Genomic DNA, 15,490 nt, shown 5'->3' with positions numbered 1-15,490 from the left:
CTATTGGCAATCGATTGCTCAATTACGGCAAAATTATAAGAACGCGTAATTATGGCATATATAAGGTTCATAAAGCAATCCATAAGAGGAACTTGGGTTAAAACTTTGTTTAATTGGCGAAGGCAAGATACAACAAAAATTTAATTGTGCAATCGATTGCAATTTTATTTTTATAAATTACACCAATTTTAAGGCCGTAAGGGATTTATTGCCCGATAAAGCATACCATTTTTAAGCCATTTATAACAACATTTAAGAAATCATTAGCCCTTGTTTAGGATGCCAGGACAATCTCCTGAACCGAAACAAGTATACCGGATATAGTAAACTTTAATAAGAGATGATATTTAGAAAAACAATCAGTTTAACGCTGGCAATTTTATCCACCATTGTTTTTAAAAGCGGTGTGATGGCCCAGTCACCGGGGCACCCTCATTTAATAAGTGAGCAAATAACCGCCGGTTATTTTCCTCTCGTTAATGAAACAGGCAGCTCGCTGGTATGGTTAAGTGAAAACGAATGGCCAGGCGTGCGGCTGGCAGTTGGCAGCTTTTTGAAGGACATCCAGGCCGTAACCGGTAAAACCGCGGTTTTGGCAGCATCTCCTAAATCAAAAAGACTGGTAATTGTAGGTACCCTCGGAAAAAATCCGGTTATAGACAAAATGGTAAAAAACGGGCAATTAAACGTTAACGGAGTAGCAGGCAAATGGGAAAGCTACGTAATACAGGCTGTTAACCGGCCTTTTCCGGGAGTTGACCAGGCACTTGTTATTGCCGGCAGCGATAAACGTGGTACAATTTTCGGGGTCTACGATCTTTCGGCCCAGATAGGCGTATCTCCCTGGTACTGGTGGGCAGATGTGCCTCCTGCACATAAAAAAGCAATTTATGTTAACCCACTCAAACATACGGATGGCAGTCCGGCTGTGAAATACCGCGGCATTTTTATCAATGATGAAGCTCCCGCGTTTTCGGGCTGGGCACGTGAAAAATTTGGAGGTATCAATCATCTCGTCTATGAAAGAATGTTTGAGCTTATTTTACGGTTAAAAGGCAATTATCTGTGGCCAGCTATGTGGGGCAGTGCCTTTAATGATGACGACATGCAAAACCCCGTACTTGCCGATGAATATGGCGTTGTTATGGGCACATCCCACCATGAACCGATGGACCGCGCGCAGCAAGAATGGAAGAAATATGGCAAAGGTGAGTGGAATTACGAAAATAACAAGGAGGTGCTGCAATCATTCTGGCGGCAGGGAATTGAAAACATGGGTACCAAAGAAACAGTTGTAACCATTGGCATGCGGGGTGACGGCGATAAACCTATGACCGAGGGCAGCAATATAGCACTGTTAGAAAACATTGTTAAAGACCAGCGGAACATTATAGGAGAAGTACTAAAAAAATCGCCGGAAAGCGTTCCGCAGATGTGGGCCTTATATAAGGAGGTACAAGATTATTATGATAAGGGGATGCGCGTTCCGGATGATGTTACACTTTTATTGTGTGATGATAACTGGGGCAATATCCGTAAACTGCCTTCATTAACATCAAAGCCAAGAAAAGGTGGATATGGCATTTATTATCATTTTGATTACGTTGGCGGCCCAAGAAACTATAAATGGCTAAACACCAACACCATATCAAAAACCTGGGAGCAAATGCACCTGGCCTATACGTATAACGCCAGGCAGATATGGGTTGTAAATGTAGGCGATCTGAAACCCATGGAGTACCCGATCAGCTTTTTCCTGGATTATGCCTGGAACCCCGAAAAATGGTCTGCTTCAAACCTGGGTAGTTATGCGCAACAATGGGCGGCGCAGCAATTTGGCACTCAATATGCCTCCCAAATAGCAGGCATGCTTACACGTTATACCCGTTACAATGCCAGATGTAAGCCGGAACTATTAAATCAAAACACATACAGCTTCTCCAACTATAATGAATTTGGTCGGGTGGTTAGCGATTACAGCAACCTACTGGCCGAAGCAGAGCAAATCAATACAGTTATTGGCAGTGAATATAAAGATGCCTACTTCGAACTTGTACTTCATCCCATACAGGCGTGTGCAAATTTAAATGAGATGTATTTTGAGGCTGCGAAAAACAAATTCTATGCGCAATCAGGAAACTCCACAGCGACCGATCAGGCAGCAGCAAACGTTAAAAAACTATTTGACCGTGACCAGGAAATATCAGACTATTACAATACCAAGCTGGCAAACGGCAAATGGAACCATATGATGGACCAAACGCATATCGGGTATGTATCATGGTTTGATCCGAAGACTAATAAGATGCCTGAATTGTTTAAGGCTGGCGCAGGCTTGGACTCTTTACATAAGTCTACCGATGCGCCATCAGGACTGAATTTGCAGGTTGGCTCCGGCCAAAAAAGCGGGTTCATAGCTATAGAAGCGGAGCATTATAACCGGGCCTTACCGTCAGGGAATGTAACCTGGGTAGTTATTCCTGATTTTGGCAACACGATATCGGGCGTAACGCCCTGGCCGGTAACTGCTCCACGTTTAACCCCGGGAGGAACTTCTTCGCATTTAGAATACGATGTTAATTTGACAGATACCGGTAAAGTAGCAATTACATGCTTCATCTCCCCTACCCTTGATTTTAAAAATGGCAATGGCTTATATTATGCGGTATCGATTGATGATGAGCAACCGCAACGGGTGAACATAGCCCCTAAAGTAGACAGCAGGGATTGGTCAGAAACCGTATCGAACAATATCAGGAAACTAACTACGATACATCATATCAGCCATGCCGGAAAACATACGATTAAATACTGGATGGTTGACCCGGCCGTTGTACTGGAACGGGTTGTGTTAAATACAGGCGGACTTAAACCAAGTTATCTCGGTCCACCCGATTCAGGCAAAAGAACGGACAGGTAAGTTTTCAATTAGCGTAACCACTTATTTTTAATGAGTTACGCTAATTAAAGCGATACTTATTAGGCTCAATTTGTTTTATAACTCCCCTATTCGGAATACTGCGAGTATATGACAATTCAACCACAATACAATCGATTGCATTTTTCGTTCTTTGCTATTATTTTATTTATATATTTATAGATAAACCGGTAAACCACATTCCCCTAAAAAGCGTGCAAAAAGAGATAACTATTTACGATATCGCGGCGAAACTTAATATTTCGGCTGCAACTGTTAGCAGGGGTCTGAAAGATCATCCAAGGGTTAGCAAGGCAACAAAAAAACTGATTGTGAAAACAGCAGATGAAATGGGTTACCGTTCTAATTCATTTGCAAGCAACCTCCGTAAAAAGCAAAGCAATGTTATTGGGGTAATAGTCCCCCGGCTAAACAGCAACTTTATGGCCGATGTACTTGCCGGCATTGAAAAGGTAGTTAACAATAACAACTATAACCTTTTTATAAGTCAATCGCTTGAAACGATGAAAAAAGAGGCCAGCAACGCAAAAGCGATGCTTAATAACCGGGTAGATGGCTTACTGGTTTCCGTAGCGTATGATACTACCAGCTTCGACCACTTTGAGCCATTTATTAAACGTAATATCCCTGTTATATTTTTCGATCGTGTGTTTGATCATGCATCGTGCCCGCAAATTTACATCGACAATTACAAAGCGGCATATGATATTACCAGCCACCTTATAAAACAAGGATGCAAAAAGATAGTCCATATAGGAGGCAATCAGTTACGTAATGTATACTCAGAACGTTTTGAGGGCTATAAAAAAGCTTTAGAAGAAAACCATATCGGGTTTGACCATAATTTAGTGATCATTAATGACCTTACCAGTGAAGCGGGTGCTGAGACTGCATATGAAATTTTAAAGATGCAGCCGCGCCCCGATGGTTTGTTTGTGGCCAATGACATATGCGCAGTAGGCTGTATGCAGGCCTTAAAAAAAGAAGGGATAAATATCCCTGATGATATAGCAGTTGCCGGATTTAACAATGACCCAACTGCCACTGTAATTGAGCCGGCACTCACAACTGTAAACTACAAAGGCTATGAAATGGGAGAAGCTGCAGCCAAATTAATGATCAATTATTTACTCGGCAAACAGGACCTTCAGCAAACGCACGGGCTTATACTACGATCTGAATTGATTATCCGCGAATCATCCCTTCGGGATAAGCTGCAGTAATAAAACTGATGCCTTACTTGGTTTGTCCCCTTACCCAAAACATCTTACAAAGATCCAGCTTTTAACTAATTAAAATTCAAAGATGTGTTAGGAGGGTTCCATAATCTCTGTGCCCGGTAAATCATATCGTTTAACACTCCATTTGTTGGAAAGTCATCTTGAAGTTGTAATAGCTTGTGAAAATAAAGACGTTTCGCTTTTGGTTTATCTATTTTCAACATATTTTCATAAGCCGTTGCTAATAAATGCCCTAAACTAAATTGCACAAGTAATCCCGGGTGTTTTTTTATCATTGCTTCAACTTTAGGTAAATAATACTCATCAAAATGGGGATGATCATAGCCAATCTCATCGCAAATATTAATAATACCATGTGCGACGGATCCTGCAAAATCTTCATCGTCAAGATCGGAGAGCATAGGATCAATTTTATTAAACCATTCAACTTTTTGTCTTAATGGCAAACAACGCATGAGTTTCTCAACCATCTGTGCAAAGGCACAACGAATTTTATGATTATCCGGAAATCTATTTGCAATGTCCTCGCAAATTGCAGCCAAACGCAAAGATTCATCTATTAATTCTTTCTTCGGAAGAAACTGGTAAACAGACAAAATCAGAAACGCGCCCGCCTCTGCGTTGTTTGGATGTTCTTGACTTACTTTAATTAATTCCCGAACCCACTTCAATTCTTCTTGTATGTAATTTGTGAACTCATCTTCTGAAGAGTAAGGCGGTGCCACCAGATAGCTCATCGTAAACAAACCTTTTGCATAAGCAGCAATGACTTTTTCATTTTTTTTAAAGGCATCAGCCAAATCCGCTATTTTATTCAGTATGCGCAACCGGTCAAAGTAGGTTGCATACCGCCGAACCGATTCGGCAAAGCAATCGACAATGGCGTCAATCACCTCATTTTCATTCACATATAATTTTTCAAGATTACCCCAATCGATCTTTTCAGCATCCCCATGAGACGTTTTCAGTAAAGAATCAACAACCTCCTCCAGAATGTAGGATACTCGTATCTCTATTTTCCTGACATTAAACTCTTCCGGTAGCATCTCAATCAAAATCTTTACGAATGATTTCAGATAACGGCTATCCTGTGCGATTTCAGTAAAATATTTTATTCCCCATGCAGTTAAAAGATTTATTTTGCTATCATTTTTATGAATACTTCTTATGGTATTGAGTTTATTAAAAAACAGGAATGCATCATTAACATTATTGCAATGCAAAATCAAGCCCACCAATTTATTACACAGGGCTTTTGCCCGGGCTTTGTCCGCCAAAAACGTATCAAATAACGAAATAGCGTGATCTGTATATTTGCGGCTTCGCTCAGATAGCCTTATTTCGCCGTTTTCAAAATACAGATTAACCTTTAATAATTCATCGGCGAAGGGAAAATCAGTCTGTTCCGATTGTATTATTTCTTCGGTTTGGAAATCACTAAACTGTATGCCGCTACTTTGATCATTTGGAAAGTTTTCTAAAGAATTCAATGTTGCAGAGCCCCCAAATTTCAAATAAATCTCGCTCATCGCAACATGGTCTGACTCCGCGTTTATCGTTTTATCTTTCTTTTGCAAATACTGATGCAACATCTGGCCTTGAAAATATTGAAGGGCAAGGGCGTCATTTGATTCATATAGGCTACTCAATACACTTATTTTATGCAGGAAATACTTCCGTTTATAAGCATATTTAACATAAAACAGGGCGTGTAAATAACTATTCGCCACAAAAAGCGCCAGTTCTTCGTTATTGGTCTCTTTCTGAAGATATTCCAATTCTTGCAGATATGGATAAAACGATGCCGACGCGTTTTCAAATACTATCACGTGATACAAGGATTCGACATAACTTTTCCAGATGATTGAACTTTGCGGATTGGACTGATACAAAACACGAAGATCGGCTACAAGATCGGCTGTCAGCCGTAACTGCCTAATATTAACTACACTGTTCGCTAATACCCGCCTGTAGATATCTGTTACTTCTTCATTTAATAAGTTGGGGGTAACTGACTTTTTAATCTGGCCAATAAATATTTTGATACGCGGATCGTTGATATCGTTTTGCGTGGTAAGGTAGATCGCCTGTTCAAGCATTTTTACGTAAGGCAACGAAACTGCTTTATTAATATCTGGAGATAGAAATAAAAGGCTTTCCAATGAAGTTGACTGAAAATGATTCGATAAAAAAAAGTCCTGGTACAAGAGCAAACAGGTCCCGCTCATTTGTTGCGGCCTGGTAAACCAGGCATAATTGATTAACTCATTGACCTCTTTTCGACCTTCTTTTAACATTTCACTCAGTTTCTCAATAATAAAGTAACCGGCGAACAGGTACGGGGTAAGCCCGGTAAAATTTCCATCAAAAAATGGATCATTCTCTGCAATCTGATAATAAAGATCCTTCAGGTTTCTGCGATCAACAGCATAGAGGCCTTCAATATTTTCAACGAACAAAGCGACTTCTTCCTGATTCAGACTTTTCGAAAAGATATTGAGCACCAGGATTCTTTCAATCAAATACCCTAACCGGTCAAAATTGGGGTAACGATGCCAAATTTGATATTTCAACCTTTCCAGCGAAATTTTTAATAAATCCTTGTGATTCCAATATTGAGGATCTGTATCGGGATCAACAAGCAGTGCAAATGCGCCGAAAAGTGCATAAAGGGAGGAATGTGACGGATCTATTTGTGATAGCTTGTTTAAGATGGTCTCTTTTTTCCTTGCGTTGATAGTCGATAACACATCAGTGTGGCCTTCTTCCTGTAATATGCTTTCAATTATCTTCCAGCGTGCACTATCACCATCTCCTTGTAATTGCAGGGGTTCGTAGTTGTTACCAGAATTGTAAGCAGATCTTTTCAACTGACCAAGTCTTTCATACCATGTTGTTGGAAATTTACGATCAAGCAATATTACCCGGACAGCATAATTCTGACCTGCTTGCACGTTATTGTTTAATATTTTATAATGAAAGTATTTTAAAATATTCAATGTCTTATCCGGATCTGCCATGGCATGGTCAATAACTAATAAGATTGGCAGCCCCTCTCCTATTGTTTTGTTATTGTCCGGCGGATTCGAATGGTCCAGACTATAAAAACCCGAATAAATTCCCTGCTGCTTAGCACTGTTACAGAGTTCTAACGCTAATCGACTTTTACCAATCCCTCCCTTGCCTTCAATCATCCACCAGCTGAAGTTTTTGGATTCGTCAAGAAAATCGAAAAGAGAAGATAACTCGATGTTTCGACCAATAAAATCAAAACGTCCGGAATCAAAGTCAAGGAAGTCTGAGTTGTCCTGTAAGCTACCGGTCTTCACCGGCAGAAAAAGCGGGGGAATCCAGTTGTCTGACTTTCTTATTAAAGATTTCAGTTCTTCAACTTGATTCAAAAAAATTTGCTTTTGAGGTATTTGCGCCCTCAGGGCATCTATGTTTTCATTTATTGCGGATAATTCATCGGTCACTGTATTCAGATCGTTACCTGTTCGCAATGCCATCAGGTAAACAACTTTGAGTGCGCGCTCAATGTTGTCAATCTTAAGATCTGTTTTACCCAGTTCAAGTTTTAACTCAGCTATTTTTGAAACAATAAGTTCCAGTAATATCTTAAAATACTCGGTTTTCGCGTGATCATTTTCCTTAAGGCAATTAATAAATGACCGGGAAAACACATCTGTAAAATTAGCTACGAAATACTCTTTGATTTCCTCCTTGTCGCGATCTCCCATGTCAAGATCTTGAATAGCATCGATCAATTTCGTATCCTCAAAAATTTGAGTCAGATATGCAGAAAGATTCAACTGGTCATTTTCCTGTTGATGATACTTTAAGTTTTCACTGCTGGTGAGATGCAATTCTAACTGAACAAAATACTGCTTGATAGCATATCGCTGCCTTTCCTTTTCACGCATACCAAGGACTTTATTCCTAAGCCTCCAAAGAAAACTTTCTTCGAGATCAGTATCTCGTATAAAATTTTCCGCAATAGTGTTAGCCGCCTCCTTATAGGCTTCTTTGAAAGCATTTTCAAGATGATTACGATTAATTTGTTTAGTCTGCCTGATTTGGTTCAACCAATCATTGGCAAGATTGGGCGATATAGAAACAAAAAAACGCAGTGCTTCCGAAATGATAATGCTTCCAACGCCCAGAACAGACAGGTCATTTTCAAAGGCCGGAGTTGACAGCAAATGATTCACAGCCATTGCAGCCAATCCGGTACCGTAAAAATAAATTCGTTTGTGATTAAGTTTAGACACGTACTTAGTATTAAGCCTAAGATAATAAATATCTTAAATTTTATATTAAATAATAAATGCCGGATCACCTGAGATTTTCCGAAAACCAAAAGTTATAAATAGTATTAGATTTTGACAAAAAGATTAAATTAAAACATCAGATGTTTAAATAAACATCATATATTTGTATTGTTTTTACTTTAAGATATGGCAGAGAAACTCAGCAACAAAATCATAAGACTGATCAAGGATGATATCCTTAAGGGCAAATGGAAAGAAGGCGATAAAATGCCTTCGGAGTTTGAATTGATGGAATTGTACAATGTTGGCCGTTCAAGCGTCCGTGAAGCTATTAAATCCCTGGCCGATGCCGGCGTGCTAAGGGTACAGCAAGGCTCCGGAACATTTATAAACACGATTGCCGACTCCGATACGATTGATCAGCGGCTAAAACGTGCAGCTTTTGTTGAGATCAACGCTGTGCGCCGCATGTTAGAGCTCGAAATCGTTACGCTTGCTTCCAAACAGCGGTCGGAAGATAATCTCAGAGAAATTGAACTGCGCTTACAACAACGAAAAGAAGCTATAATGGACGGACAGCGCCTGGCCTGCATTGATGCCGACATTGCCTTTCATACCGCTGTAGCCAAAGCATCAGCAAACAGTGTCCTGGCCGATCTTTATCGCAGCTTCTCCCTTATTATCCGCGACTTTTTTGAAAAACGCGAAAAACAAGGCCTAAGCCATTTCGCGATGAGCCATCATTTGCACGAGGCACTTTATAATGCGATTGCAAAAGGTGATACCGAAACCGCCCGCAACATCACCACTGAAATTCTAAAAAACAACTATTAAATCATGACTATTCTAACTTTCACTCTGATATTACTGGCAGGTGCATACCTGGCCGGCCTTGTAGGTTCCCTAACAGGCCTTGGAGGCGGCGTTGTTGTAATACCCTTATTAACATTGGTGTTCCAGGTAGATATCCGGTACGCAATAGGTGCGGCCCTGCTTGCTTCTATTGCTAATTCATCCGGCGCTGCAAGCGCTTATGTAAAAGAAGGCATTACCAATATTCGCCTGGGCATGTTCCTGGAGATAGCTACCACTATTGGAGCGGTTATAGGCGCTTTACTCGCTGTATACACCCCCTCCAATACCATCGCTATACTTTTCGGCTGCATCCTGTTCTTTTCCGCAGCAATGACCCTAAGAAAGAAAAATCAGGTTGCCTTAACAGAAGGGAGCCGCATGTCGGGGCTTTTAAAGCTCGACGGCAGCTATCCAACCGCCCAGGGCCCAGTAGCATACAAACTCAAAAACATAGGCGCAGGTTTTTCAATCATGACTGTAGCCGGGATACTTTCGGGGCTTTTAGGCATCGGATCAGGAGCGCTTAAAGTATTGGCAATGGATTCAGCTATGCATATCCCTTTCAAAGTAAGTACCACTACCAGCAATTTCATGATCGGAGTTACCGCTGCTGCCAGCGCGGTGGTTTACCTGCAGCGTGGCTACATGGACCCTGCTATCGCTTTTCCCGTAGTCTTAGGCGTTTTAGGCGGAGCATTTACCGGGGCCCGCTTACTCAAGCGGCTCGATCCAAAAGTATTACGTTATATTTTCTGCTCGGCCATCGTTTTTGTCGCCGCGGAAATGATGTACAACGGATTTCAACACAAATTTTAACTCAAAAAAATGAACACTAATATTAGAAAACAAACCGGCGACCGTGACATCGAGATGCTTGTAGGCAGGCTGTTGCGTACCGGCGTCATAACAGCAAGCTGTATCGTATTTTTTGGTGGCATATTATTCCTCATCCGGCACGGCTCAGCACCTATGCCATCGTATCACCATTTTGCGGGTGAAAATACCGACTACACTACATTTGCCGGTATTTTTTGGGGTGCGTTTCAACTCAACGCAAAAGGCATAATTCAATTTGGCGTAATGATACTCATAGCTACCCCCGTTTTGAGGATAGCACTATCGCTATTCGGCTTTATATTGGAAAAAGATTTGCTTTATGTTGTCATTACAACGATAGTATTATGTGTAATGCTGTTTAGCACAATTGGTGGCCTCAAAGTATAAAATAACTGAGCCTCTCCCTCTCAGGAAAGGGTTTAATTTATTGTAAGGGCCGGCAACGGATCAGAAAACAATACCTATATGAACCTGCTTGATACAGACATCGCCCTAATGCTTAAAGACATGCAGGCGGTCTTTGCGCTATATGACATAAACTTTTACTTGGTCGGTGCCGTCGCACGTGACATCCTGCTGCCAGCAGACCCGGAGATGGCCTCTACCTGTAAAACGCTGGACGTAGACATCGCGATCATGCTGAGTTCCGCCGACGAATTTAAAACATTGAAAGCTGCGTTGCTGGCCACCGGGGATTTTACGGCCAATCCGACCGAAGCGATCAGGGTTTACTATCATAACAGTATCGAGGTCGATCTGCTGCCTTTTGGTGACATCGAATCTGTTACCCGGATGATCCATCTGACCGATCCGACCTTTGTCCTGCATATGCCGGGCTTCCGGGAGATTTATCCGTTCACCCAAGAGGTGATCTTCAATGAGGACCAGTCACAAAAAGTTTGCTCACTGGAAGGGATCGTCCTGCTGAAACTCATTTCACATAGTGACCGCCCCGAGCGAACCAAAGATCTTAAAAAACAATATATTTCGCAATTTTACGCTATTTCAAGCCTGCCTATCTTTACGAAAAGTACAGATACCCAATGGATCAAAATTACAGTAATGAAATGCCGCATTTTTTATCGCTTTATGAAGGGCTTCCTTTCTGCCAAAATCGGCATGATGCCCAATATTAATCAAGTTTATAACACTTTCAAAAGCTATGCTTATGGATTATTAATAGAAGATATTGTAGCTGAGATTACAGGGTATTCCGGAAATTATACAAATAGATACTGTTAAAGGAAAAGGATTCTAATTTATTAGACGCCCTTAGAGTGTTAAGCATTTTACGTATTGATGTAGCTTGTCCCTTTTTAATAGCCATTTATAGTGATTATAGCAGGCAATTAAACAACAAAGAAACATTTCTTAAAGTTTTGTAGTGGCAGTGGTTTGAGAAACATATTAAAAACGAGCTCAGCACACCGGAATCGAAGAATAGCTCAAATCCTCCGGCTCCACTTAAGGAGACAAACAACATGGCTTGTCTCCTTTTTTATTAATATAACTGTTTTATTATATAACCATTAAAAAGATATTTTAATTCTAAAACAGATGCGCAAAACTCCCCAAAAAATCAAACGCTTACCGGGGAATTTTAAACCAGTTGAAAAACTAACGGCGGGTGTTCGAAATCCATTTAATCCGGATAGTTGAATAATTAGCCGCATCCTAAAATTCAAAAATCTTATTTTAAAAATTCTAACTCGAAATTTGACAGCCAGCCTACCCCATCAAGGCTCCAGTCACTTGAAACGGGCACTTTCAGCCAGTAAAAGATCAGGCCGGTTACATCAGGGCCGGTTGCCACTATGGAAACCGCTCCGTCCGATACATTTTGCGGGATGCGGCTTGCCGGGATATCATTGCCCAAGGCATCCCAGGTCGCCTGTCCCTTCATCAGGAAATTATAACCCACCGGTGCAAGGTTTGAAACCACACCGCCACCGCCGTCATCAATTGGCCAGTAACCAATAAGGTTTTTATAATAGGGATGCTTGGTAACATCTTTTAATGCAATATTGGCCTGTACGGTTGCGTCATCAAGCGCCACGTTAAAGTACTCCACATCGGCAGCGTAAAAATCAAGTGCATCGCTGCCATCAACGTTCTTATGCCCGAGGATAAGCGGGTTTGGAGTGCTGATACTTTTAGTAGCGGAAATATCGCCCGAATTCGCCAAAACGCCATCAGTATAAAGAGATGCTATCCTTGTGCTGCCATCTGTTTTTACGGTTAAAGTGATAGTATGCCATTTACCATCCACTATTGATGAGCCAGCTAAAATCTGTGTTTTGCCATTTCCACCATTGGCCGAGCCGCCAAAAATCACACCATAATCACCTCCTTGTTGAAATAGTGTCCAGCCGGTGGTAACCGAGCCATCAACACCGGTGCTTTTTGAAAAGAACCCGGGATAATAATTTTCGGCATTCATTTTTATCTGGAACTGTATGGTAAAGTCCTTATTTGAACCAGCATCATACAAGCCATTGTCAGCCTTGATAACGGCGTTTGTTGAGGTGCCGTTAAAATGCATGGTATTAAAGCCCGATTTGGTAATGGCCTGCGATTTAAGACTTGGGTTTGAGCAAATAATAAAGCCGGGTTTCGGGCTGGTATCGCTGCCGCCGCGATTGGTGGTAACAATGATCAGCCAGTCTTCGGTTGAGTAGGTTTTACGGGCTTTGATAGCATTGGTGATCTCACCGATATAGCCATCCGTCTTTTCAATAGCGGCCTTGTAATCCGCTAAATCGGCGCTGTAACCTACAGCTTTACCGGCGGTTTCCACGGCCCTGAAATCAACAAGTATTGCCTTGGCTGCATTGTTTTGAGCAATATTTACAGCCGAATCTTTCACAGCCTCATCATTTACCGGTAGAATACGGTGATCGGCATGGATCATGTATTTATTCAGGGCTGCGTTGGTAGTAATTGTTACGGTTTTAAACTCGGGCCGGGTATCCAGCATTCTTGACAGAAATGTTGGATAAACCGTGTTTACTTCGTGCTCGGCATCAGGATCGGCAACTGGGATATAGGTATCATCAACAATACTGTGTTTTGCTGATGATACGCCAGTGATCATGCTTGCCCATGTAGCAGCATCAGACGAAACCGCATCGGTAAGTACACCATAAGTATACTTACCCGTTTTGATAAGGTTGCCAATATTTGGAGGAGCCACTTTTTCAAGCTCAGCCCCGGCAAGGCCATCAATATTGATGATGAGCACTTTTCTTTCGGCTTTGCCATTAATGCCATCGCCATACTCTTCAAATATCTGCGGTGGGTTATCATATTTTTTACAGGCATTAAATACCATCAGCGATAGTAAAGCAACGCTGCAAAGGATAATGCTTTTGTTTTTATAATTTATCATCATTGGGTTGTTAATGATTGGCTGATTATTTAATTAGGTTCATCTCTGCCAGGGCCGCGTTTGGTGTATCTGTCCAGGCATCTTTCAATATCACTTTGTAGTACTGGGCGGTTTTACTGGCCGGGAACAGGTACTCATACCGGGCAAAAGCATTAGTAATGATGGTTGAGCCAACAAACGTCCAGTTCACATTATCGGTACTGGTATATATGTCAATATTTTTAGGCCTTTGCGCTTTGCTGTTTCGTGGAACAAAATACATCCCTTTAGCTGTAACTGGCCCGCCGGCATTTAACACCAGCGTATAAGGGTATACGTCTGTCGCGTAATACCACTGCGAATGCCAGAAAGTATTGTTATTGCCGTCAATTAAAGCAGTTGCGTGGCCATTAACAGCTCCTTCACCTGTTGTTTCTTCCGAGCTTGCTGTAATGCTTGTTTTATAAGTAATATCGGCAGTGCCGCCTTGTTTGGTCACGGGGTTATACGTCCATATCTTTTTGGTAAGCATCGGATATTTAGCACTGATGGTTTGCTTTGACTGGGAAGATACACCAATTCCCCAGGCTTCAAAAAACGGCTTCAGATCGGTTTTGGCAAACTCCGAAAAGCGTTCGTACACAAAATCCTGCTTGTCCTGATCGGTGTTTGATAAACGGGGGGCATGCCTTGCCGCCGTATACAAATATGTCATGGCGTCATAACCATAAAGTCCGAAGATCTGAAGAAAGGGCACCATCCGCCTGAAAGGATCATTCATGGCATCAACCGTATTGAAGTTTGCCGGATCATTATTGGCCTCGGCAAAATCCAGTGCCGGCTGAGCCCAATCGCTGGGAACATGCTGAATTGCAAAGTCGGCACCATTGCGATGGGCCACTTTAAAGCTGAACAGGTTGTTGGTGGTTTCGCCAAGCGTGCTCCAGCTCCATATATTACCTTGCTGGCAGTTGTGACCAAACTCATGATAAGTGCCCCAGTTTGCGCCATGCAAAAGCTGATCGATACTTACCACGCTGTTAAACCATTCATTATCCATAGTAGCCACTACCGGGAAACCGTTATGGCCATAGCCAACACTTGGCTGAATATCCAACACCTCGCGCCATGCACCCTGCGGGCTTTTATCGCGCGGATCAGTACTATTATCTGAAAGTCCCATCCAGCCGTTATAATCCAGCTCAAAAACATTATTCCAGGCCGTCATCAGAGCCGTTGGATCGGTAAGTGCATTTGCTGAGTTGAAGTTTTTGATCAGGAAGTCTCTCGGGATCAAAAATATCACCCGTTTTGAGCGCAGTTCAAGCCAGGGTACAGTTGATGCCTTTACTTGCGCCATCCATGCTGCATTGTTACTTATACCCAGCACAAAATCGGGCTGCTTTGCAGCTCCGGTTATGGTAAACTGAACCGGCTGTGCAATGGCAAACGATGCGCGGATATAAATAGTCCCCCCGTATACGTTGCGCACATAGTTAACACCCGGAAACAGGGCTTTTACGGTGTAAATCAATGGATCTCGCTGAATACTTACCTGGCCGGTAAGGTCATCAGTATGCCCGCCAACCTGTACACTTAAACCATTAACGCCATCAGGAACAATAATTTTTATTAGTTCGCCGGCAGGCGCCCAGTAACCTGTGCTAAATTGAGGCTCGGGTGCAACCGAAATACGCAATATGCTGGCATTGGATGCCGAAAAGTTAAGATCGAGCGTAAACTTCTCGTCCTTAACCCTTGGCTCGGCCGGATCGATCAGACCCGGAAAAATACGTGCCCGCGAGTACATAGACCTGTCAACCTGCGACATGGCTGTATCAACCGTAATATCAACCGGCGTGGTGCTGCCGGGTTTATTATAGCCATCTTCAAACTCATGACCATACTTTTTACAGGAGATAGCTCCTGTAAGCAAAACAGCACAAAGTATACTTAAATATATCTTTCTCATTTATTTGAT

Annotated in this window: 9 protein-coding genes; 6 read left to right on the top strand and 3 right to left on the bottom strand. The window is 42.0% G+C overall.

What is annotated here, in order from left to right:
* The first annotated feature begins 340 nt into the window (after positions 1-340).
* Together ACEN9X_RS20515 and ACEN9X_RS20510 are read left to right on the top strand one after the other, a co-directional pair.
* Entirely contained in the window at positions 341-2,920 is a 2,580-nt protein-coding gene (locus ACEN9X_RS20515; RefSeq protein ID WP_413666903.1) for a glycosyl hydrolase 115 family protein, read from the top strand.
* A 212-nt stretch (positions 2,921-3,132) separates the two neighbouring features.
* On the top strand, positions 3,133-4,161 hold the full coding sequence (locus ACEN9X_RS20510; RefSeq protein WP_413666902.1) for a LacI family DNA-binding transcriptional regulator: 1,029 nt from the start codon (positions 3,133-3,135) through the stop codon (positions 4,159-4,161).
* 65 nt (positions 4,162-4,226) lie between these two features.
* Here ACEN9X_RS20510 and ACEN9X_RS20505 read toward each other — a convergent pair whose 3' ends face one another.
* Positions 4,227-8,450: a hypothetical protein gene (locus ACEN9X_RS20505; protein ID WP_413666901.1), complete on the bottom strand. Its 4,224-nt coding sequence runs from the start codon at positions 8,448-8,450 to the stop codon at positions 4,227-4,229.
* A 186-nt stretch (positions 8,451-8,636) separates the two neighbouring features.
* Here ACEN9X_RS20505 and ACEN9X_RS20500 point away from each other — a divergent pair, with 186 nt between their 5' ends.
* The 4 genes from ACEN9X_RS20500 to ACEN9X_RS20485 all read left to right on the top strand — a co-directional run bounded on the left by ACEN9X_RS20500 (position 8,637) and on the right by ACEN9X_RS20485 (position 11,384).
* The gene (locus tag ACEN9X_RS20500; RefSeq protein ID WP_413666900.1) at positions 8,637-9,284 is read left to right on the top strand and encodes a FadR/GntR family transcriptional regulator; all 648 of its coding nucleotides are present in this window, start codon (positions 8,637-8,639) and stop codon (positions 9,282-9,284) included.
* A 3-nt stretch (positions 9,285-9,287) separates the two neighbouring features.
* Positions 9,288-10,121 carry a sulfite exporter TauE/SafE family protein gene (locus ACEN9X_RS20495; RefSeq protein ID WP_413666899.1) on the top strand — a complete coding sequence of 278 codons (834 nt, stop codon included), beginning with the start codon at positions 9,288-9,290 and terminating at the stop codon, positions 10,119-10,121.
* A 9-nt stretch (positions 10,122-10,130) separates the two neighbouring features.
* Complete coding sequence (locus ACEN9X_RS20490) at positions 10,131-10,529, top strand: DUF1634 domain-containing protein (RefSeq protein ID WP_413666898.1); 399 nt, start codon at positions 10,131-10,133, stop codon at positions 10,527-10,529.
* A gap of 78 nt (positions 10,530-10,607) precedes the next feature.
* A complete protein-coding gene (locus tag ACEN9X_RS20485) occupies positions 10,608-11,384 on the top strand; it encodes a hypothetical protein (protein ID WP_413666897.1) in 777 nt (258 codons plus the stop codon).
* Positions 11,385-11,832: 448 nt separating this feature from the next.
* Here the strand turns inward: ACEN9X_RS20485 and ACEN9X_RS20480 are convergent, their stop codons facing one another.
* Together ACEN9X_RS20480 and ACEN9X_RS20475 are read right to left on the bottom strand one after the other, a co-directional pair.
* Positions 11,833-13,533 (bottom strand): LamG-like jellyroll fold domain-containing protein, encoded by a 1,701-nt coding sequence (locus ACEN9X_RS20480; protein ID WP_413666896.1) that lies wholly within the window; start codon positions 13,531-13,533, stop codon positions 11,833-11,835.
* Positions 13,534-13,555: 22 nt separating this feature from the next.
* Complete coding sequence (locus tag ACEN9X_RS20475) at positions 13,556-15,481, bottom strand: M60 family metallopeptidase (protein ID WP_413666895.1); 1,926 nt, start codon at positions 15,479-15,481, stop codon at positions 13,556-13,558.
* Positions 15,482-15,490: the final 9 nt, after the last annotated feature.

Origin of the sequence: Mucilaginibacter sp. Mucisp86 (genome assembly GCF_047324315.1) — a bacterium.
GTDB lineage: Bacteria > Bacteroidota > Bacteroidia > Sphingobacteriales > Sphingobacteriaceae > Mucilaginibacter.
This window is presented reverse-complemented; position numbering and strand designations above follow the sequence as displayed.